Origin of the sequence: Selenomonas sp. oral taxon 892 str. F0426, assembly GCF_000468035.1 — a bacterium.
Taxonomy (GTDB): domain Bacteria; phylum Bacillota; class Negativicutes; order Selenomonadales; family Selenomonadaceae; genus Centipeda.
In genome coordinates this window covers 216654-238407 of record NZ_KI260523.1, presented here as the reverse complement: position 1 = coordinate 238407, position 21754 = coordinate 216654, and the positions used below count along the sequence as shown (strand labels likewise).

Here is a 21754-nt window from a genome sequence, read left to right as displayed (position 1 = left end):
AGATGATTGAAATGACACAATCTGACGCATTTTTTGTACTCAACGATGTAACGCACACCTATCAAAGCGGAGAAGAAGAGGAGCATGAGGCTCTCTGCGGTATTAACCTTTCCATTCGTGCGGGGGAGTTCGTGGCAGTACTTGGGGCAAATGGATCCGGAAAGTCGACGCTTGCGCGTCATCTGAATGCACTCCTGCTCCCGACGGAGGGGACTTGTCTCGTGCGTGGGTGGGATACCAAGGATGAAGAGCACCGCTGGGATATCCGACAAGAGGTCAGCATGGTGTTCCAAAATCCGGATAACCAGCTCATTGCTGCAGTTGTCGCAGATGATGTCGCCTTTGGCCCGGAAAACCTCGGCATTTCGCCAGCAGAGATCCGTACACGCGTGGAGGAGGCACTCGCGCTTGTGGGCATGGAGAAATACGCACAGGCCGCCCCGCACCTTCTCTCGGGCGGTCAAAAACAGCGCATTGCCATCGCAGGGGCGATTGCGATGCAGACAGATTGCCTTGTCCTCGATGAGCCGACGGCTATGCTCGATCCGCGCGGTCGATACGAAGTTTTGCATGCCGTAAAAAAGCTGCACAAGGAGCATGGGATGACGATAGTCTACATTACCCACTTCATGGAAGAGGCGATTGCGGCGGATCGTATCATTTTGATGGAGGCGGGGCGCATTGTTATGGACGGAACGCCGCATAAAATTTTCTCTCAGCCAGAAAAAGTTCGCTCACTCGGACTCGATGTACCGCTTGCATCCGATTTGGCAGAGCGGCTGCGTCGAGGCGGTTGGGATCTCCCGCAAAATATATTAACGGATGAGGAGCTGCTGCAGTGTCTATCCAGATAGAATCGCTTTCCTACACATACATGGAGCATACCCCGCTCTCGCACACTGCGCTCAATGATATTTCTCTGACGATTGCAGAGAAATCCTTTACCGCGATTGCGGGGGAGACAGGTGCGGGGAAGTCTACGCTCATGCAGTTGATCGGCGGCCTCCTAGAGCCGACGATGGGACGCGTCTTGGTGGATGGCATACCTCTTCACGGACGATCCAAAAGGGAGAAGGAGGAGGCACGAAAGGCACGTTTCCGTGTAGGTATGGTTTTTCAATACCCAGAACACCAGCTGTTTGAAGAGACCATCTATGAGGATATCGCTTTTGGTCCGCGCAATCAGGGCCTCTCGGAATCCGAGACCGAGGTTCGTGTCCGAGAGGCGATGGAGCTTGTGCACCTGCCGGAGGCTTACCGTACGCGCTCACCGTTTGCCCTCTCTGGAGGGGAGCGCAGGCGGGTAGCGATCGCAGGCGTCCTCGCACTTGCACCGCGTTATCTTGTGCTCGATGAGCCAGCAGCGGGACTCGATCCACGCGGACGGGAGTCACTGCTCTCCATGCTCACAATGCTGCATCGTGAGCGGAATGTCAGCATTGTTCTCGTATCACACAGCATGGAGGATATTTTACGTGTGGCAGATCACATGATTATTCTTGCGGGAGGACGTGTGATCGGTGAGGGAACACCTCGTACACTCTTTCGGTGCGATGAGCTCCTTGCGCGGGCGTCGCTTGCTGCTCCGCATCTGCTCCAACTCGGTCAGAAACTTGAATCCATCGGCTATTCTGTGGGAGACTGTATGACGGCGGAGGCAATGGCAAAAAGGATATTGGACAGCAAATAGGAAAAAGGTGAATATGCAAAGTGCCGCTCCAACGGTCGATCTTGTGATCGAACGCTGAAGCGGCACTTTGCTGTCGGTTTTCCTTTTGTATGGTTCAGTATGAGCGCATTCGCGTGCGTCGTCGAGGCATGGGCTTCTTAGAGGAGGCCTTTTCTGCTGCCTTGTCTTTGTCACGTGCCTCCTTTAAATAGTAGGAGGGATCTACGCCAAGCTCATGGATGAAATGGTAAAGATCGTTGCCGGTTGGAACGACTTGAATGGAGGCGGCACCGTCACGCTCTTCGGAGAGGTCAATCTCTGTGCGGTGATCGAGCAGCTTCCCGTTGGGATCGGCGAAGAGTATAATGATAGGCGTTGTTGTGCGCCCAAACTTGCTTTCCTTTACAACGGCAAATCCAAACGTGGTCTTGAGTACCGAGCCTTCCGGATAAAGTGCGACGTTGTTGAAGAACAGTTCCAATAACTTTGGATCGAATTGGCCCTTGTTGATGTTGTGCATGATGTTGTATGCGATGTTCGGCATATATGCTTTTTTGTAGGGGCGCTCACTTGTCAATGCATCATAGACATCCGCAATCGCTGCAATCTTTGCGAAGCGATGCATTTCATCCCCCTTGATCCCGCGAGGATAGCCTGTTCCATCAATGTGCTCATGGTGCTGCCCTGCAATCGCTGCGAGGATGCTCGACTTTGGAAGGCCGCTCATTTTCAAAATACGGCGGGCTCCGTCAGCAGGATGCTTTTTCATGATGTCGAACTCACTGTTGCTCAGACTCCTGTTTTTATTCAGGATGTCCGCGTGCACTTCGATTTTTCCAAGATCGTGCAGGAGACCGCCAAGCGTAATGAGCGAGAGGTCTTCTTTGGGCAGATGGCAAAGCATGCCCATCATGGCAGAGAGGACGGCGACATTCACGCTGTGTGCAAAGGTATAGGCATCGTGTGTACGAATGTCTGTGAGTTGGACAAGATTCTCATGGTTATCGAAGAGACTGAAGACAATTGAATCGGTTACTTTTTGGAGTGCTGGTATATCGAGTGTGCCATTTTCCTCGATGGATTGAAATGTATTATATACGGCACCGATGGCGTTGACACGTGTTTTTTCCTCAATGACATCGGGCGGCGGAGGGATCTTGTATGTTGGATCCATAGAGGTCACGGTAACTGCTTGAATTCCAAGCTGATGCATACGACGGATATAATCAATCGTAACCGGTTGCCCCTTTACAAGATAACTGCCTCCCGCAGTATTGAACAGACTCTGCCCAAGTACCATACCATCCTTTAACTTTGAGACAGGAAGTCGTAGCATCGTTTTCCCCTTATTCCATTCCATCGCCGTGTTCTTTTAATATGTGACAACTGCTTAGAACACAAAAAGAGCAGACTATACAGCATGATTTCCTATTTAGTTTACATGAAACCCAATGTTTTGTAAAGATATATTAAGATGTTATGTATTCTCCTTATCGTTGTAAGGATTGTAGGAATGTGTTATAATCGCTTATCTTATGCTTATGGCTGCTGATGTATCTCTGTAGGAAGGAGGATGTATGGCGAAAGGATATCCGGGTGTTATTTTGCGTGTTTTGGAGGGGAGTATTGCCGAGGAACTGGAACTCGTACCGGGGGATAAGATTCTCTCGGTGAACGATATGCCCCTGCGTGACATCATTGACTTCAGTTTTGCAATGGCGGATGAGGAGATTGAACTCCTCGTCGAGCACTCGAATGGAGATCAGGAAGTGATCGCGTTCGACAAGGACTATGACGAGGAGCTCGGTGTGGAGTTCGAGAGCGCAGTTTTTGATGGGATTCGTCCCTGTGCGAATCATTGCTATTTTTGCTTTGTCGATATGATTGCACCGGATATGCGCCATAGTCTCTCCATCAAGGATGATGACTATCGTCTCTCCTTTCTCTATGGAAATTTTGTGACACTGACGAATATGGGAGCGGCAGATTTCTTACGCATTGAACGCTTTCATCTATCGCCGCTCTACGTCTCGGTGCAGTGTACAAATCCAGTGCTGCGCGCCGAAATGCTCCGCTATAAGGGAGCTGCCGATATCCTGGGCCAGCTCACAAAGCTCGAAGAGGCAGGGGCCGACTATCATACGCAAGTTGTGCTTTGTTATGGACTGAATGATGGAGAGGAACTTGAGCGGACAATACGAGATATTACAGCACGCCGTCCACATGCACTCTCTCTTGCAATCGTACCTGTTGGACTCACAAAGCATCGTACAGATCCGTTCCCACTCGTTCAGTTTGACCGCACGGGCGCTGCATGTGTGATCGATCAGGTAGAATCATGGCAGCGGAAGATACGTGCGGAGGAAGGGCGTACCTTCATCTATTTAGGGGATGAGTTTTACATCCTGGCGGGGCGAGATGTTCCACCCGCCGAGATGTACGATGGATTTCCTCAGCTTGATAATGGCATTGGACTTACGCGCAACTTTATTGAGGAGTGGAGTCGTGCCAGTACATTCCATGAAGCAAGGACAGATAAAGCCACTCTCGTGGTCATCAGCGGCACGGGCGTCGCTCCTGTGCTGGATCGGTTGGCACGGGAGCTGGACCCGGGCGGACAGCGCATCCATGTTCTGCCGGTTGAGAATGTGCATTTTGGAGAGACCGTCAATGTGTCGGGACTTTTGACAGGACATGATATGATTGCGGCTCTGCGAGCTCTCAAACACACGGTGGATGGCGTTTTGATTCCGGCCTCTGCCCTGCGTGAGGGGGAGGATGTATTTTTGGATGACATCTCTCTTGCCGAAATGCGGGAGGTTTTTCCCTCCATGCGTATTGAGCCGGTTGCAACGGGAACGGACTATCGTGCGGCGCTTACAGATTGGGCGAATTATCACCGTGAGCGTGTGAGCGGCGGCTATACGTGGCAGAGCAATGCGGGCTATACAAAGCCGGCAGCCGCACACTGAGGATATAGGAGAGGAGTGAAGGTTGTGAGCAAGCCTATTGTGGCCGTAGTCGGACGACCGAATGTTGGGAAATCGACACTTTTTAATCAGATCGGAAAGAAGCGTGTTTCGATTGTCGATGATATGCCAGGCGTGACGCGAGACCGCATCTATATGGATGCAGAGTGGCTCAATCACGAATTTACAATCATTGACACGGGGGGGATCGAGTTCGATGAGAGCGATCACATCCTCCGCTCCATGCGCAGTCAGGCAGAACTGGCGATGGAGGAGGCGGATGTCATCCTTTTTCTCGTCGATGGGCGTGCGGGGCTGACTACCTCCGATGAAGAGGTTGGGCGGCTGCTGCGGCGCACGCAGAAGCCAGTCATTCTTGCGGTCAATAAGATCGATAGCTTTGATCGCGAGGCACTGATTTATGATTTCTATTCTCTTGGCCTTGGTGATCCAATTCCCATTTCTGCGTCGAATGCAATGAATCTCGGTGACCTGCTGGATGCAATCGTGGAGGCTTTTCCGAAGAACGTGGGTGAGGAGGCGGAGTCAGATGAGATTGCGATCGCCGTGGTTGGACGACCAAATGTCGGAAAATCCTCACTCGTGAATCGTCTGCTTGGCGAGGAGCGTGTTATCGTCAGTGATGTTCCGGGAACGACGCGGGATGCCATCGATACACATTTCACGCGGGATGGAGCGAAGTACCTTCTCATTGATACAGCAGGTATGCGGCGCAAGGGAAAGATCACACTTCCGGTGGAGCGCTATAGTGTGATGCGTTCCCTGCGTGCCATTGACCGTGCGGGCGTCGTCCTCATGGTCATCAATGCAGAGGAGGGCATCCTCGAGCAGGATACGAAGATTGCGGGCTATGTCCACGAGTCGGGCAAGGGCGTTATCATTGTCGTCAATAAATGGGATGTTTTCCCGGATAAGAACGATAAGTCGACGCTGCGCTTTACGGATGATCTGCGCGAGAAGTTGGGCTTCCTCCAGTATGCCCCTGTACTCTACACATCGGCGCTTACGGGGCAGCGTGTTGAACGCGTGACGGATCTTGTCAAATATGTTGCGGAGCAGCAGTCCATGCGCATCAAAACGAGTGTACTCAACGAACTGATTCGCGATGCAGTCTCCGTCAACCCGCCGCCGACGAAGAAGGGCAAGCAGCTAAAAATTCTCTTTGTTACGCAGGTGGGAATCATACCGCCGACGTTTATCATTTTCGTAAATGATCCGGAACTCATGCACTTCTCCTATCTGCGCTTCATTGAGAACCGCCTGCGCGAGAGTTTTGGCTTCGAGGGGACGCCTATTCGCCTTGTTGTGCGTGCGCGCAAGGAGGAAGAATGATGCTGGAGTATATCCTTGCCATTATTTCTGCCTACCTGATCGGCTCCATCCCGAGCGGGCTGATTTTGGGGAAAGTCTTTTGGCATACGGATCTGCGCAAATACGGGAGCCGCAACATTGGTGCAACGAATGCGTGGCGTACGCTTGGGAAAGTTCCCGGCATTCTTGTCTTTATTGCAGACAGCCTCAAGGGACAGGCCGGCGTAATGCTTGGGTTGTTCTTTGTTGGGACCCCGCTCGCTGCCGTGATGGGCGGTCTCTTCGCGATCATCGGTCATAGCTTTTCGATTTTTCTCCGCTTTCACGGTGGGAAGGGCGTTGCAACTTCCCTTGGTGTTTTGGCCGTACTAATGGGGGATGTCACTGCTATTGTCTTTCTGACGTGGCTGGCGATTGTCTGCGTGACGCGCTATGTTTCTCTGGGGTCGGTCGTTGCGGGCTTTCTAACACCTATCCTTGCCGTACTTTTCTCTTATCCAATGGAATACATTATATTCACCATGATAGCTACTGTTCTCGTCATCGTTCGTCATCGCGAGAATATCAAGCGCCTGATGAATGGTACGGAGAATAAAATTTAATTTATGCTCTCATTTGGTGATTATATTCACCTATGGTATACTTTAACTGTCTGCTCGCTGAGGCTTTCTATACCATTAGGGGAGTCCATTGTTGGGATTGATGATAGCTTGAAATGATCGGGCAAGACTGATATGGGGGATGAAATTCGGTGAATACAATCAAAATTGCTCTCCTTGGAGCGGGTACAGTTGGATCGGGTGTTGTGCGTACACTCGCAATGAATGCGGAGATAATCACGGGACGCAGCAGTGCACGCATTGAAATCAAGACGATTCTTGTACGTGATGCAAAAAAATATCGTCCTGAATTAGATGGGATTGTCCTGACAGATAACTTCGATGAAATTCTAAGAGACGATGAAATCTCTGTTGTTGTCGAGGTTATGGGCGGCATCACGCCAGCTCGGGATTATATGCTGCAGGCAATGGCGGCCGGCAAGCACGTTGTCACGGCGAATAAGGATGTTATTGCACAGCACCTGTCTGAACTTTATGCTGCAGCAGATGAGAATAATGTGGACTTTCTCTATGAGGCGAGTGTCGGCGGCGGCATTCCTATCATCAAACCGCTTAAAGAATGCCTGACTGCCAACAAGATTACAGAGATCATGGGGGTCGTCAACGGAACAACGAACTATATGCTGACAAAGATGACAGAAAAACATGTCAGCTATGATGCCGTTCTGCGCCGCGCCCAGGAGAAGGGATATGCAGAGGCGAATCCCTCAGCGGATGTGGATGGGCTTGATGCGGCGCGCAAGGCCGCAATTCTGGCCTCACTTGCATTCGATACAGTGATTGGGTTCAAGGACGTTTCTGTTGAGGGGATCTCGCATATTACTGAGGATGACATTGAGTATGGACTCAACCTCGGATACGTCATCAAGCTCCTTGCGGTTGGCCGCGATACAGAGGAGGGGATCGATGTTCGTGTGCATCCCGTATTCCTGCCGAAGACGCACCCGCTCGCCTCAGTGAACGGCGTGTTTAATGCGATCTTTGTGCGCGGAAATGTTATTGGAGACGCGATGTTCTACGGACGCGGCGCGGGTTCGCTGCCTACGGCGTCGGCGGTGGTCGCAGACATCATCGAGATTGCGCGTGATATTGTCTCCGACACGACAGGTCGGATGAGCTACAAAGTCGGGGAAAAGAAGAAGCTCTGCCCTGTAGAAAAGACGCAGTCATCCTACTATCTGCGCCTCGTTGTTGCGGATGAGCCGGGCGTTCTTGGCGAGATTGCAACGACGTTCGGACGTGCTGGAGTCAGTCTCAAGTCCGTGATCCAGGCACGCTGGACGGAGGAAGGGGATGCCGAGATCGTCGCGGTGACCCATGTCGTCACTCATGCGGCGGCATCTGCTGCAGTTGATGCATTGGAGGCGCTGCCCGTGGTGCGTGAGGTACGCAGTCTCATCCGTGTCGCAGATGGGCAGGAGGATTTGCTATGAGCGAGCACTCTGTTCGGGTTCGAGTTCCTGCGACGAGTGCGAATCTCGGTCCTGGCTTTGACGCGCTTGGGATTGCCTGTACGCTGTACAACGAAATGACACTGACGCTGATGCATGAAAAGGGGCTGCATATCTCCGCACGCGGAGAGGGGGCGCTCTATATTCCGAGTGATTCACGGAATATTGTGTGGAAATCCATCCAATACATCTTGGAACGTGCGGGACGGGCGGATGAATTTCAGGGAGCAAAGATCCGCATGAGCAACCGCATCCCTCTCTCTCGTGGATTGGGGAGCAGTGCGACAGCCATTGTGGCAGGTCTGACGGCAGCCAACGCGTTGCTTGACTGCCCGTTCGACCGTCATGATATTCTGCAGCTTGCGACGGATATTGAAGGGCATCCTGACAACGTGGCTCCTGCGATTTACGGTGGTTTTACGGTAAATACGGTGACGCGTGGTCATGTGGAGTGCTTTTCATTCCTTCCGCGTATTTTTCTGCGCTTCGTCGTCATGGTGCCGGACTTCTATCTCTCGACGAAATCCGCGCGTCAGGTATTGCCTGCCAAAGTCCCGAGAAGCGATGCTGTATTCAATATAAGTCATGCAGCGATGATGGTTGCAGCCCTTGCGCGTGGCTCGGAGAAGCATCTGGAAAATGCCTTTGAGGACGCGCTTCACCAGACCTACCGAGCACCGCTGATTCCTGGCATGTTTGATGTTTTTGCGGCAGCGAAGAAAGCCGGTGCCTATGGCGCAGCTCTCAGCGGAGCAGGCCCTTGTCTGATTGCCTTTGTTCCAGAGCATCGTAAATGTACCGAGGATGTTGCAGCTGCCATGCAGGAGGCATTTCGTGCGCACGATGTCGAGGCGCGCCCGCTTCATCTTCGCCTTGATACAAAGGGGGCGCGTGTTCTGCGTCGTCGAGAAGCAATTACAAAATGATAGCTTTTGCCGATTTTACAGTGATTCGATGAATGACTGCAAAATCGGCAAATTTTTTTGAAAAAAGACTTGAAAAAATATGCATTTTAGATGTATAATTATAAAATCTTTTCGGAACTGAAACGGAGGGGATGAAATGAAGGCTAGTATTGTCGGGGCATCCGGATATGCAGGAGAAGAACTTATTCGTCTGCTGCATGGGCATCCGAATATCGAGATTGCATATATGACATCGGAGCGGCATACGGGCGAGCGCATATCGAAACTTTATCCACATTTGAAGAATATTTATGACAGTGAGCTAATCTCTTTGGGGGATGTGCGCCGCATCGCAGAGGACAGCGATGTCATCTTCATTGCCCTGCCGCATGGCCATGCAATGAAGATTGTAAAGGAGGTCTCAGATCTGCCGGTACGTATCATTGATCTCGGTGCAGACTATCGCTTTGCAGATACCGCCGTCTACGAGGAATGGTATCATGTGGAGCATGTCGATCCGTATGCGGAGCGCGCCTACGGGCTTGCCGAACTCTACCGCGATCAGGTGCGGACGGCACGGATCATTGGGAATGCAGGATGCTATACGACAGCAAGTATTCTGGCTCTTGCGCCGCTTGTAAAGGGGCATTTGGTGCAGCCCGATTCGATTCTTGTCGATGCGGTGTCCGGTGTATCGGGGGCGGGACGTTCTCCTAAGGAGAGCACGCATTACCCGGAGTTCTATGACAGCTTTACGGCATACGGCGCCGTATCGCATCGCCATACGCCGGAAATCGAGCAGGCTCTTGCCGATATGGGCGGCATCCTCGTCACCATCAACTTTACGCCGCATCTTACGCCAATTTCACGCGGCATCTTGGCAACCTGTTATGCGACGCTGCGGGACGGTGTTGCGGCGGAGAAGATTGACGCAGCGTTCAGCGAAATGTATGCGGAGGAATTCTTTATCCGTCTGCTCGGACGGGGGGCATATCCCGCAACAAAGTACGTGCGCGGTACAAACTACTGTGATATCGCATGGCACATCGACCCGCGCACGCACCGTGTCATTGTATTCTCAGCCATCGACAATCTCGTCAAAGGGGCTGCGGGACAGGCGATTCAGAATATGAATATTGCATTTGGTCTGGATGAACGTGCGGGACTGGATCTCGTGCCCATGTATCCGTAAAGGAATGGAGGATCATATATGTTTAGCGAAGCAAGTGCAAAAGCGGGGGTTACATTCCCAAAGGGATTTCAGGCAGCCGGGGTTAAGGCGGGCATCAAGAAGAGCGGCAATCTCGATGTTGCTGTCATCTATACGGAAAAGGAAGCCGCTGTCGCAGGAACCTTTACGAAGAACGCTGTTGCGGCAGCGCCTGTGCACGTCTCACAGGCGGTTGTTGCGACACATACGGCACATGCCATTGTCGCAAATGCAGGCTGTGCAAATGCCTGCACGGGCGCACAGGGGGAACAGGATGCCGCCGCTATGCAGAGGATTGCAGCAGATGCGCTCGGCTGTGCGGCAGCAGATGTCATTGTCGGCTCGACGGGCATCATCGGTCAGCTCCTGCCGATGGATAAGGTGGAGCAGGGGATTCATGCAGCTGTGAAGGCGCTCTCTGTGGACGGTAGCGCGGACGCAGGCAACGCGATCATCACGACGGATACCTACTCCAAGGCAGGGGCGACCTCGGTCATGATCGGCGGTAAAGAAGTCCGCTTCGGCATCATTGCCAAGGGATCCGGCATGATTCGCCCCGATATGGCGACGGTGCTCTGCTTTATCACGACGGACGCGGATATCGACGGCGTGCTCCTGCAGGAGGCTCTGTCGGAGGTCATTGAGCACAGCCTCAATATGATCTCGATCGACGGCGATATGAGCACAAATGATATGGCGATTGTGCTCGCCAACGGCGCTGCAGGGAATCCGAAGATCACGGAGAAAAATGCGGACTACGAGACGTTCAAGGGGACACTGCTCGCGCTCTGTCAGGGAATCTCGGAAAAGATTGCGGCAGATGGTGAGGGTGCAACGAAGTTCATCACAGTTCATGTGAAGGGTGCAGCATCGTTTGCCGATGCAAAGACGGTCGGCATGAGTGTCGCGAACAGCCCCCTCGTCAAGACGGCATTCTTCGGCGAAGATCCGAACTGGGGACGTGTCATCTGTGCGGTCGGGTATGCGGGGGTACCGATGGATCCGAATCACACGACGGTGAAGTTCGGCGGCATTCCCGTTTATGCGGACGGTGTGGGGGCTTCCTATGATGCGGATGCCTTGCGTGCAGTCATGACGGCACATGATATCGTTGTCGAGGTCGATTTGAAAGACGGGGATTTCGAGGCGAAGGTCTGGACATGCGATTTTTCCTATGCATACGTGAAGATCAACGGCGAGTACCACACCTGAGAGGAGGGATTTGATGTACTCCGATCAAGATAAGGCTGAGATTCTTGTAGAGGCGCTCCCATACATCCAGGAGTTCTACGGGACAACCGTCGTCATCAAATACGGCGGCAATGCGATGATCAACGATGCGCTGAAGGAAAACGTCATGCGCGATGTAGCGCTGATGAAGTTCGTTGGGATTCGCCCCATCCTTGTGCATGGAGGGGGACCTGAGATTACGGGCTTCCTCAAGAAGGTCGGCAAGGAATCCACGTTTGTCTCGGGGCTTCGCGTGACGGATGAGGAGACGGTGGAAATCGCCGAGATGGTGCTCGACGGCAAGCTGAACTCGGAGATCGTAGGACTCCTCAATCTGCGCGGTGTACGTGCCGTCGGTCTGAGCGGAAAGGACGCCGGACTCATCAAGGCGCAGAAGAAACATGCCACTGTTTATGAAAATGATGTGGCGCGTCAAGTGGACATTGGCTATGTCGGTGAGGTCACAGCGATCGACACGGTTCTCATTACAGATCTTCTGAATCAGGGCTATGTTCCCGTCATTGCCCCCATCGGCATGGGAGAGCACGGGGAAAGCTACAATATCAATGCGGACTATGTTGCAGCGGAGATCGCGGGTGCGCTCCACGCGGAAAAACTGCTGCTCCTCACAGATGTGGAGGGGGTCTATCAGGATTTTTCGGATAAGAGCAGCCTGATCTCCCAGCTTCGCATGGATGAGGCAAAGGAATACATCCGCAGCGGCATCATCGACGGCGGCATGATTCCGAAGGTGGAGGCGTGTCTTAGGGCACTTGAGGCGGGCGCACATAAGGCGCATATCATCGATGGGCGTCTCGCGCATTCGATCATCTTGGAGATTTTTACCTCACGCGGTATCGGAACGATGGTGCTTCCGTAGGCAGGAGTTATGATGAACAGAGAAGCAGAGATTATTGAGCGGGATCAGGGGAGCTATCTGCCTGTCTTTTCCCGTTATCCGATTGTTCTCGACCACGGGGAAGGTTCGTATGTATGGGATGTAAACGGACGCAAATATCTCGATGCGCTTGGCGGCATCGCGGTGAATGTGCTCGGTCATAACTATGCGCCGCTCGTGGATGCGATTGCCGATCAGGCAAGACGCCTCATCCATGTGTCGAACCTCTACTATACCGAGCCGCAGGCAGATGCCTCGGCAAAGCTGTCGAGGCTTACAGCGGGCGGCAAGGTGTTCTTCGGAAATTCCGGTGCCGAGGCAAACGAGGGGGCAATCAAGGCTGCGCGCAAATACGGGCATACGATTTATCCCGAGAAGTCCCAGATTATCACGGCTCTCGGCAGCTTCCACGGACGTACGATTGCGACACTGACGGCGACGGGGCAGGAGAAGTTCCACAAGGGCTTCGCACCTCTGCCGCAGGGCTTTGATTATGTGCCGTTCAACGATATTGCAGCACTCGAAGCACTGATGAGTGAGAACACGGCGGCAGTCATGCTCGAACCGATTCAGGGGGAGGGCGGTGTTCGCACTCCTGCGGACGGATATTTGCAGCAGGTGCGGGCACTCTGCGACAAGTATGATGCGCTTCTGATCTTTGATGAGATCCAGACGGGCATGGGGCGTACGGGGACATTCTACGCCTATGAGAGTTGCGGTGTGACGCCGGATATTGTGACCCTTGCAAAGGGACTTGCGGGCGGTGTTCCGATCGGCGCGTTCGTCGTTACGGAGAAGGTCGCCGCAGCATTTCATGCGGGCGATCACGGCTCGACGTTCGGCGGAAATCCGCTTGCGTGCGCGGCGGCGAATGTCGTACTCGATGCGATTGCAGACGACGCATTTCTGAGCCGTGTGAGAACGGTCGGCGCACATTTCAAGGAGCTGCTGTCAGATTTACAGGCGAAATATCCGGCGCATATCATCGAGGTGCGCGGCACAGGGCTGATCCTCGGCATGGAGATGCGGAGGAGTGAGGATGCCGCGGCAATCGCCCGACGGATGTTGGAGCAGGGCGTCATCATCAACTGTACGGCAGGGAATGTCCTGCGCTTTATCCCGCCGTTGATTTTCTCGAAAAATGAAGTGGATGAACTCATTCGGGTATTGGATCACTGTATCCTTGACATATGTGACCGAGGAGGGCTATGATGAAAAAGGGCATGGACTTACTCTCCATTCATGAACTCAGTGCGGACGACGTGGAGGAGATCCTGACGCTCGCCGCTGATCTCAAGGCGAAGCAGAAGGCGGGCATCCCACATTCTCTGCTTGCGGGCAAGACCCTCGGCATGATTTTTGAGAAGTCATCGACGCGTACGCGCGTGTCCTTCGAGGTCGGGATGTATCAGCTCGGCGGACAGGCACTCTTTCTCAGCAGCCGCGATCTGCAGCTTGGACGCGGCGAGCCGATCAAGGATACGGCACGCGTGCTCTCGCGCTATCTCGACGGCATTATGATCCGCACCTATGGGCACGAACGCATTGAGGAACTGGCGCGCTATGCGGATATTCCTGTCATCAACGCGCTCAGTGACCTCCTGCACCCATGTCAGGCGCTGACCGACCTGCTTACGATTCGCGAGTACAAGGGAAAGAATCTTGCCGGACTCAAGATGGCATACGTTGGCGACGGCAACAACATGACCCACTCGCTCATGTATGCGGCGGCAAAGGTCGGCATGGATTTCGCGGCGGCAACGCCCGAGGGCTACGAGCCGAATGCCGAAGTTGTGGCAAATGCCAAGGCAGATGGGGTAGCGACGGGCGCGATCGTCACGATCACGCACAATCCAATGGAGGCGGTTGCGGGCGCAAATGTCATCGTTACGGACACGTGGGCAAGCATGGGACAGGAGGCGGAGCACGACGCACGCACGGCGGTCTTCCGTCCCTACCAGGTGAATTGGGAACTCGTTGCCGAGTCAGGCGATCCGCGCTGCATCGTCATGCACTGTCTGCCCGCCTATCGGGGAGAGGAGATCACGGAGGAGGTCTTTGAGGAGTTCGCGGATGTGATCTTTGACGAGGCGGAGAACCGCCTCCACGTCCAAAAGGCAATCATGGCGCTCGTTATGGGCGGCTGATAAGGAATCACGGATCAAATGAGATCCTTCTTGATCCATGATTCCATAACATTACTAAGGAGTTGTTTCAAATATGGCAAAGCAGATCAAAAAGGTAGTTCTTGCGTATTCCGGCGGACTTGACACCTCGGTCATCATCCCGTGGCTGAAGGAGCACTATGACGGATGCGAGGTCATTGCAGCCTGTGCCGATATCGGGCAGGGCGAGGAGCTTGCACCTGTGCATGACAAGGCGCTCGCGTCCGGTGCATCGAAGGTGTATATTGTCGATCTGACGAAGGAATTCCTTGAGGAATATGTCTGGCCGACGCTCAAGGCGGGTGCCGTCTACGAGGGGAAATATCTGCTCGGCACGTCGTTTGCGCGTCCCGTGATTGCAAAGGCGCTCGTCGATATCGCCAAGCGTGAGGGTGCGGATGCGATTGCACACGGCGCGACGGGAAAGGGGAATGATCAGGTTCGCTTCGAGCTGACCGTGAAGGCGCTCGCTCCAAATCTGCAGATCATCGCTCCGTGGCGCGAGTGGGATCTTGACTCCCGCACAGCCGAGATTGCGTACGCAAAGAAGCACGGGATTCCCGTTGCGGAGGATAACAAGACGTACAGCATGGATCGCAACATCTGGCATCTCTCCCATGAGGGCTCCGATCTCGAGGATCCGGCGAACGAGCCGAAGAACTCCATGTTCCTCATCTCGTGCGCGCCGGAGGATGCACCGGATGCACCGGAATACGTCTCCATCTCGTTCGAGAAAGGTATTCCCGTCGCTGTCAACGGTGAGAAGCTGGGAGCGGTCGAACTTCTGACGAAGCTCAACGAGATCGGTGCGCGCAACGGCGTCGGCATTGTCGACATCTGTGAGAACCGTCTTGTCGGCATGAAGTCGCGCGGTGTGTATGAAAATCCGGGCGGCTCCATCCTCTACTACGCGCACCGCGAGCTCGAGTATCTCTGCCTTGACCGTGCAACCTATCACTACAAGGAAGGGCTTGCGATCCGCTACGGCGAGCTCGTCTACGATGGCATGTGGTTCAGCCAGCTGCGCGAGGCACTTGCTGCATTTGTGGACGGTACGCAGGAGACCGTGACGGGTGAGGTGCGTCTCAAGCTCTACAAGGGCAATATCATCTCGGCAGGCGCAACGTCGCCGTATTCGCTCTACAGTCAGGAGTTCGTCACGTTCGAGCATGACGATGTCTACAATCAGGCAGATGCGGGCGGCTTTATCAATCTCTTTGGTCTTCCGCTCAAGGTTCGCGCACTCATGCAGGAGGGGCTGAATAAATGAGCGAAAAGCTCTGGGGCGGTCGTTTCTCCAAGACGACCGATGAGATGATCAACGAGTTCCAGGCGTCCATCGGTTTTGACCGCCGAATGTACCGCGAGGATATTGCGGGTTCGCTTGCACACGCCGCCATGCTTGCAAAGGTTGGCATTCTCTCGGAGGATGACCGCGCGGCAATCGAGCAGGGGCTGCGTGACATCCTCGCGCAGATTGAGCGCGGAGAATTCGCGTTCAGTGTCGAACTCGAAGATATTCACATGAACATCGAAAAGCGTCTCACGGACGCGATCGGGGAGGCGGGCAGCCGCCTCCATACGGCGCGCAGCCGAAACGACCAGGTCGCACTCGATACCCATATGTTTGTGCGGCATGCCGTTGTGGATGTGCTGGATCACATCAGGGAGATTCAGCACGCGCTTGTCGAATCAGCAGCTGCAAACAAGGATGTCATCATGCCGGGCTACACACATCTGCAGCGTGCCCAGCCCATCCTTTTTGCGCATCATCTCATGGCGTACTTTGGGATGCTTGCACGCGATTTTGAGCGCTTTCAGGGTGTCTATGCGCGGACGGATATCATGCCGCTCGGTGCGGGCGCACTCGCAGGGACGACACTGCCGATCGATCGTGCATTTGTCGCGAAGCGGCTGAACTTCGAGCGCATCTATACGAACAGTCTGGACGCGGTCAGTGACCGCGACTACATCCTCGAATTTCTCTCGGCGGCTTCCATCCTCATGGTTCATCTCTCGCGTCTCTCGGAGGAGATCATCCTCTGGTGTTCGCGTGAGTTCTCGTTTGTGGAATTGGACGATGCGCACTGCACGGGGTCGTCCATGATGCCGCAGAAGAAGAACCCCGATGTATCGGAACTCGTGCGTGGCAAGACCGGGCGCGTCGTCGGACATCTCATGGCGATGCTCACGGCGGTGAAGGGACTCCCGCTCGCCTACAACAAGGACTTGCAGGAGGACAAGGAGGGCCTGTTCGATACCATCGACACGGTGAAGTTCAGCCTCGCCGTCTATGCGCAGCTCATCCGTGGAATGAAGGTTCGTGCGGATGTCATGCGTCATGCCGTCGAAGCGGACTTCTCGAATGCGACCGATCTCGCGGACTACCTTGTGCGCAAGGGAATGCCGTTTCGTCAGGCGCACAGTGTTTCGGGACAGGCAGTCGCGCGCTGCATCGAGCGCAAGATCTGGCTCGCTGACCTGCCGCTTGCGGACTATCAGAAACTCTCTGCGCTCTTCGATGAGGATGTGTATGAGGCAATTCGTCCGGAAACATGCGTTGCATACCGGAACTCCTATGGAGGAACATCGTACGAGCAGGCAGATATGCAGCTGGAGGCGGCGCGAGAACTGATGACAGAGGAGCATAAGATTATCTCAACACTTACCGGAAAACAGCAGCTTCTCTAAGTATTTCCTTAGTGCCAGGTGCTAAAAATCATTAAAGACTAATACTTTATTAAGCTATGTCAAACGCTGTGAAGGGATAATATATCCATATCGGAAAGGAGGACTCACAATGAAGAAATATGCACTTTTCGCGGCTGTTATCGGGCTTTCGATTTCCTCGGCGGTGACGGCGGCACCGATCAATCATCTTGGTACGCATGATACGGCAGTTGGTGTCGGTACGAAAGAGGCCTATATCGAGCATAAGGCGACGGACGAGATCACGATTGGTGTTGGACGGAATGACCGCGATGAATATGGAAATCCGAAGGATGTCTATATGCAGTACAATCTGCTTGGACAAAACGTTCGCTTGATGGGCGGTTACCGCTGGGGCATGGATCAGGCAAATGAGAACAATGTCTATGGTGGATTGGCACTCAGCACACCCACAATACCAGTGATTGGATTCAATGCCTATGCATCCTACATTGCCGGTAAGGATTTTAATGAGTCCCAGGTCGGACTGAACAAATCTCTGATTGCCAATCTGGATCTGAATGTGAACTACCATAACTTCAAGCCGGATCATGGAAAACGTGAGAGCGGTGTTGGCATTGGACTTACGATGAGCTTTTGACGAAAACGTAGAAAAGGCACTCCCTGCAGGCGTAGGGGGTGCCTTTTAGCGTTGAAGATAAATTTTATTTGCATTGTGCGGGATGGAATGGTACAATATCGACTAAGTGAATGGATCGGATCATTTTTCTTACGGTTTTCGTCGTTGCTGTGCGGTCGTATTTTTTCACAGTGATATCAGCGAAAACAATCTCTTCCCCTGTATGGCGACAATGGAGAGCTCTCTCTAGTCGCTGTATTTTCGTGTGGATGAATTCTGATTTCATGATCGAATGGATGAATTTTGATAAAAGGGACGGAATAGAAATGTCCCATATATTATGGAGGTGTGTTTTTTGTCGTTAAATCGTAATGGCAATCATGGAAAAAATGTGCAGAAAGTACAAATCATACCGCTCGGTGGTCTTGGCGAGATCGGAAAGAACATGACTGCCATCCGCGTGGATGACGAGATCCTGGTTGTAGACTCTGGGCTGATGTTCCCCGAGGAGGATATGCTGGGGGTCGATCTCGTTATACCCGATATTACGTATCTGATTGAGAACAAAGATAAGATCAAGGCGATTGTTCTGACGCATGGTCATGAGGATCATATTGGTGCCCTTCCATATGTGATGAAGCAGATTCCGGCGCCTGTCTACGGAACGCGCCTGACACTCGGCATCCTCGAAGGTCGTCTGAAGGAGAATGGCGTAGATTCGAGCAATCTGCATTCGGTGATGGCAGGGGACATCATCAACATTGGCTGCTTCAGCGTTGGCTTTATTCGTGTCAATCATTCGATTCCCGATGCTGTTGGCCTCTCAATCAAGACGCCGGTCGGTATGATCGTTCACACGGGCGACTTCAAACTCGACTATACACCGGTTGACGGCCAGATGACGGATTTTCGCCGATTCTCCGATCTTGGAAATAAGGGAGTTCTGCTTCTTCTTGCGGACAGCACGAATGCGGAGCGCGAGGGTCATACGGCGAGCGAGCGAACTGTGGGGGCTGCGTTTGACAAGGCGTTCCACAACGTGCGCGGACGCATCATCGTCGCAACATTCTCCTCGAATGTGCATCGCATCCAGCAGGTCATTGACACTGCGGTCAAGTACAAACGCCGCGTTGCGGTTCTCGGGCGCAGTATGGAGAACGTGGTCGGTATTTCTCTCGAACTCGGCTATCTGAATGCGCCGGAGGGAACGATCATCGGTATTGATGAGGTGAATAATTTCCGCTCGGAGCAGATCGTCATTGTGACGACAGGCAGTCAGGGAGAGCCCATGTCAGCGCTGTCGCGCATGGCGGCCTCTGATCACCGAAAAATTACGATCGTGCCGGGAGATACGGTCATCATCTCTGCAACACCGATTCCGGGAAATGAGAAGCTCGTTTCCAAGACGGTGGACAATCTGATGAAGCTCGGTGCAAATGTCGTCTACGGACGCGATAAGGGCATTCACGTCTCTGGGCATGGCAGCCGCGAGGAGCTTAAGCTCATGCACAATCTTGTGCGCCCGAAGTTCTTTATGCCCGTTCACGGTGAATACCATCACCTTGTACAGCACGCGAACCTTGCGCGCGAACTCGGTATGCCGAAGGAAAACATTTTCATCAGCGAGAATGGTCAGATCCTCGAGTTTACGAAGGAGAAGGGACAGGTTGTCGGTCGTGTGCAGTCCGGCATGGTCATGGTCGACGGGCTCGGCGTCGGCGATGTCGGCAATATTGTTCTTCGTGATCGTCGTCAGCTCTCGCAGGACGGTATCCTCATTATTGTAGTGACGATGGATCGCCAGAATAATCGTGTGGTTTCTGGTCCCGATATCGTCTCGCGTGGATTTGTCTATGTGCGTGAGTCAGAGGCTCTGATGGATGAGGCTCGTGCGCGCGTTCAGCAGGCACTTGATCGATGTGAAGATGAGAACGTACGCGAGTGGTCGGCGATCAAGTCGAATGTACGTGATGCACTCAGCCGTTATCTCTTCGACAAGACGCGGCGTCGGCCGATGATTCTTCCAATCATTATGGAAATCTAAAGAAAATAAAATGGTCGCTCCGATGGGGCGACTTTTTTGTTTGTCAATGGTCCTCAAAAAATCTAGCCTTATGCATCTTGCGGGCTGAGAGAAAAAAGGTTAGAATGAAATGCAGTATAGATGCTTTGAGTGGGGCGAGGAGGAGTTTTATGACGACAGCAGAAGAGAAGGAGCTTCGGCTTTTCGCGGTAAAGGTACGCGAGGGAATCTTGCGCAGTACACATGCGGCAAAGAGCGGTCATCCGGGCGGATCACTTTCATCGACGGAGTACTTTACCTATCTCTATAACAAGGAAATTCGTGTTGATCCGAAAGCTCCCCATGATCCGAATCGTGATCGATTTGTCCTTTCAAAAGGACACGTTGCTCCCGGTCTTTATGCAACACTTGCCAATCGTGGCTTTTTTCCATTGGATGAACTTTTAACCCTTCGTCACATTGATTCGCGTTTGCAAGGGCATCCGAATATGAATCTCACGCCCGGCGTGGATATGTCTACCGGCTCCCTTGGACAGGGAATCTCGACGGCGGCTGGCATGGCAAAGGGGGCAAAGCACCTCGGAAAAGATATTAACGTGTACGCTCTTCTCGGTGACGGTGAGCTTGCCGAGGGACAGGTGTGGGAGGCCGTTATGTTCGCCGCTCACTATAAACTGGATAATCTTTGCATCGCAGTCGATGTGAATGGCCTTCAAATTGATGGTGCGACGGCGGATGTTATGAATACCGCACCGATTGATCAGAAATTTGCGGCGTTTGGCTGTGCGGTCGTCTCGATCGACGGGCATGACTATGCGGCACTCGAAGATGCATTTAAGATATTCCATGGAAACCAGGGGACTGGCAAACCAACAGCGATTCTCATGAAAACGACCAAGGGCAAGGACATCTCCTTTATGGAAAACGATGCCGGATGGCATGGCAAGGCCCCCAATGATGACGAACTCGCACGCGGCCTAGCGGAGCTGGCTGCAATTCGTAAGGCGATTGAGGAGGCATGAGGATGGCAGACGTAAAAAAAATTGCAACGCGGGATAGCTATGGAAACGCACTTGTAGAATTAGGGAATGTTCATGAGAATGTCGTTGTCCTAGATGCCGACCTTGCTGGTGCGACGAAGAGCGGAACGTTCAAGAAGGTATTTCCGAACCGCCATTTCAACTGTGGAATCGCAGAGTGTAATATGGTCGATGTCGGTGCGGGACTTTCGACGATGGGGCTCGTTCCGTTTGTTTCCACATTTGCCATGTTTGCGGCGGGACGTGCCTATGAACAGGTGCGAAATACCATTGGCTACCCCCATCTCAATGTCAAGATCTGTGCGACACACGGCGGGATTTCTGTCGGTGAGGACGGTGCCTCTCATCAGTGCTGTGAGGACTTTGCCCTCATGCGTACGATTCCAGGCATGACGGTCATGTGCCCATCGGATGATGTGGAGGCACGTAAGATGGTACACGCAGCATATGAGATGGAGGGACCTGTATACATCCGTTTCGGACGAGCAGCAACGCCTGTCTATCATGATGAGTCGTATGACTTTACGGTTGGCAAGGGGGAAGTTATCCAGGATGGGATGGATGTTGCAATCATTGCGACAGGAATTCTTGTTCCTGAGGCGATTGAAGCGGGCAAACAGCTCGCTGATATGGGCATCCGTGCGCGCGTGATCAATATGGCGACGATTAAGCCGCTCGATGAAGACCTTGTGATCCAGGCTGCCCGGGAATGCGGTAAGATCGTAACAGTGGAAGAGCACAACATTCTCGGAGGGCTCGGTGAAGCTGTTGCAGCTGTTCTCGCAGAACATGTGCCTGTCCCCGTACACCGTATTGGCGTTCGAGATGCGTTTGGACACTCTGGTCCTGCCGCCGAACTGCTCAAACAATTTGGACTTACTGCAAAGGATATTGTCGCACAGACCAAGATCCTCGTTGAAAAGTAATTGTTCGATGAAAGATGTCTTCTCTTC

Annotated in this window: 19 protein-coding genes; 18 read left to right on the top strand and 1 reads right to left on the bottom strand. The window is 53.1% G+C overall.

Features of this window, described 5'->3' with window-relative positions:
* Positions 1-2 precede the first annotated feature (2 nt).
* Together HMPREF1992_RS02050 and HMPREF1992_RS02045 are read left to right on the top strand one after the other, a co-directional pair.
* Positions 3-854 carry an energy-coupling factor transporter ATPase gene (locus HMPREF1992_RS02050; protein WP_021684153.1) on the top strand — a complete coding sequence of 284 codons (852 nt, stop codon included), beginning with the start codon at positions 3-5 and terminating at the stop codon, positions 852-854.
* The gene (locus HMPREF1992_RS02045) at positions 839-1690 is read left to right on the top strand and encodes an energy-coupling factor transporter ATPase (RefSeq protein ID WP_037358063.1); all 852 of its coding nucleotides are present in this window, start codon (positions 839-841) and stop codon (positions 1688-1690) included. Before HMPREF1992_RS02050 ends, HMPREF1992_RS02045 begins: the two co-directional genes overlap by 16 nt.
* Before the next feature lie 94 nt (positions 1691-1784).
* On the opposite strand, the gene HMPREF1992_RS02040 is transcribed toward HMPREF1992_RS02045, so the two are convergent.
* Positions 1785-3005 carry an HD-GYP domain-containing protein gene (locus tag HMPREF1992_RS02040; RefSeq protein ID WP_037358159.1) on the bottom strand — a complete coding sequence of 407 codons (1221 nt, stop codon included), beginning with the start codon at positions 3003-3005 and terminating at the stop codon, positions 1785-1787.
* A 241-nt stretch (positions 3006-3246) separates the two neighbouring features.
* On the opposite strand from HMPREF1992_RS02040, the gene HMPREF1992_RS02035 reads away from it, so the two are divergent.
* The 16 genes from HMPREF1992_RS02035 (at position 3247) to HMPREF1992_RS01960 (ending at position 21727) form a co-directional block, all read left to right on the top strand.
* On the top strand, positions 3247-4641 hold the full coding sequence (locus HMPREF1992_RS02035) for a DUF512 domain-containing protein (RefSeq protein WP_021684150.1): 1395 nt from the start codon (positions 3247-3249) through the stop codon (positions 4639-4641).
* A 24-nt stretch (positions 4642-4665) separates the two neighbouring features.
* On the top strand, positions 4666-5991 hold the full coding sequence (gene der, locus HMPREF1992_RS02030) for a ribosome biogenesis GTPase Der (RefSeq protein WP_037358059.1): 1326 nt from the start codon (positions 4666-4668) through the stop codon (positions 5989-5991).
* Positions 5991-6572, top strand: a complete 582-nt coding sequence (gene plsY / locus HMPREF1992_RS02025; RefSeq protein ID WP_037358056.1) for a glycerol-3-phosphate 1-O-acyltransferase PlsY — start codon at positions 5991-5993, stop codon at positions 6570-6572. The genes der and plsY overlap by 1 nt, the downstream gene beginning before the upstream one ends.
* A 149-nt stretch (positions 6573-6721) precedes the next feature.
* Entirely contained in the window at positions 6722-8023 is a 1302-nt protein-coding gene (locus HMPREF1992_RS02020; RefSeq protein WP_037358053.1) for a homoserine dehydrogenase, read from the top strand.
* Positions 8020-8967 (top strand): homoserine kinase, encoded by a 948-nt coding sequence (gene thrB, locus HMPREF1992_RS02015; RefSeq protein WP_021684146.1) that lies wholly within the window; start codon positions 8020-8022, stop codon positions 8965-8967. Before HMPREF1992_RS02020 ends, thrB begins: the two co-directional genes overlap by 4 nt.
* A gap of 136 nt (positions 8968-9103) precedes the next feature.
* Positions 9104-10138, top strand: a complete 1035-nt coding sequence (gene argC / locus HMPREF1992_RS02010; protein ID WP_021684145.1) for an N-acetyl-gamma-glutamyl-phosphate reductase — start codon at positions 9104-9106, stop codon at positions 10136-10138.
* Between the two features lie 18 nt (positions 10139-10156).
* A complete protein-coding gene (argJ, locus tag HMPREF1992_RS02005) occupies positions 10157-11368 on the top strand; it encodes a bifunctional glutamate N-acetyltransferase/amino-acid acetyltransferase ArgJ (RefSeq protein ID WP_021684144.1) in 1212 nt (403 codons plus the stop codon).
* 13 nt (positions 11369-11381) lie between these two features.
* Entirely contained in the window at positions 11382-12266 is an 885-nt protein-coding gene (argB, locus tag HMPREF1992_RS02000; protein WP_021684143.1) for an acetylglutamate kinase, read from the top strand.
* Positions 12267-12278: 12 nt separating this feature from the next.
* Entirely contained in the window at positions 12279-13496 is a 1218-nt protein-coding gene (locus HMPREF1992_RS01995; RefSeq protein WP_037358048.1) for an acetylornithine transaminase, read from the top strand.
* Positions 13496-14431: an ornithine carbamoyltransferase gene (gene argF / locus HMPREF1992_RS01990; RefSeq protein ID WP_037358045.1), complete on the top strand. Its 936-nt coding sequence runs from the start codon at positions 13496-13498 to the stop codon at positions 14429-14431. Before HMPREF1992_RS01995 ends, argF begins: the two co-directional genes overlap by 1 nt.
* A gap of 73 nt (positions 14432-14504) precedes the next feature.
* Positions 14505-15719, top strand: coding sequence for an argininosuccinate synthase (locus HMPREF1992_RS01985; RefSeq protein WP_021684140.1), 1215 nt, complete (start codon positions 14505-14507; stop codon positions 15717-15719).
* Positions 15716-17140, top strand: a complete 1425-nt coding sequence (gene argH, locus HMPREF1992_RS01980; RefSeq protein ID WP_021684139.1) for an argininosuccinate lyase — start codon at positions 15716-15718, stop codon at positions 17138-17140. Before HMPREF1992_RS01985 ends, argH begins: the two co-directional genes overlap by 4 nt.
* A 109-nt stretch (positions 17141-17249) precedes the next feature.
* A complete protein-coding gene (locus HMPREF1992_RS01975) occupies positions 17250-17759 on the top strand; it encodes a hypothetical protein (RefSeq protein ID WP_021684138.1) in 510 nt (169 codons plus the stop codon).
* A 319-nt stretch (positions 17760-18078) separates the two neighbouring features.
* Complete coding sequence (locus HMPREF1992_RS01970; protein ID WP_021684137.1) at positions 18079-19782, top strand: ribonuclease J; 1704 nt, start codon at positions 18079-18081, stop codon at positions 19780-19782.
* Positions 19783-19931: 149 nt separating this feature from the next.
* Complete coding sequence (locus HMPREF1992_RS01965) at positions 19932-20783, top strand: transketolase (protein ID WP_037358041.1); 852 nt, start codon at positions 19932-19934, stop codon at positions 20781-20783.
* 2 nt (positions 20784-20785) lie between these two features.
* Entirely contained in the window at positions 20786-21727 is a 942-nt protein-coding gene (locus tag HMPREF1992_RS01960; protein WP_037358038.1) for a transketolase family protein, read from the top strand.
* Positions 21728-21754 lie beyond the last annotated feature (27 nt).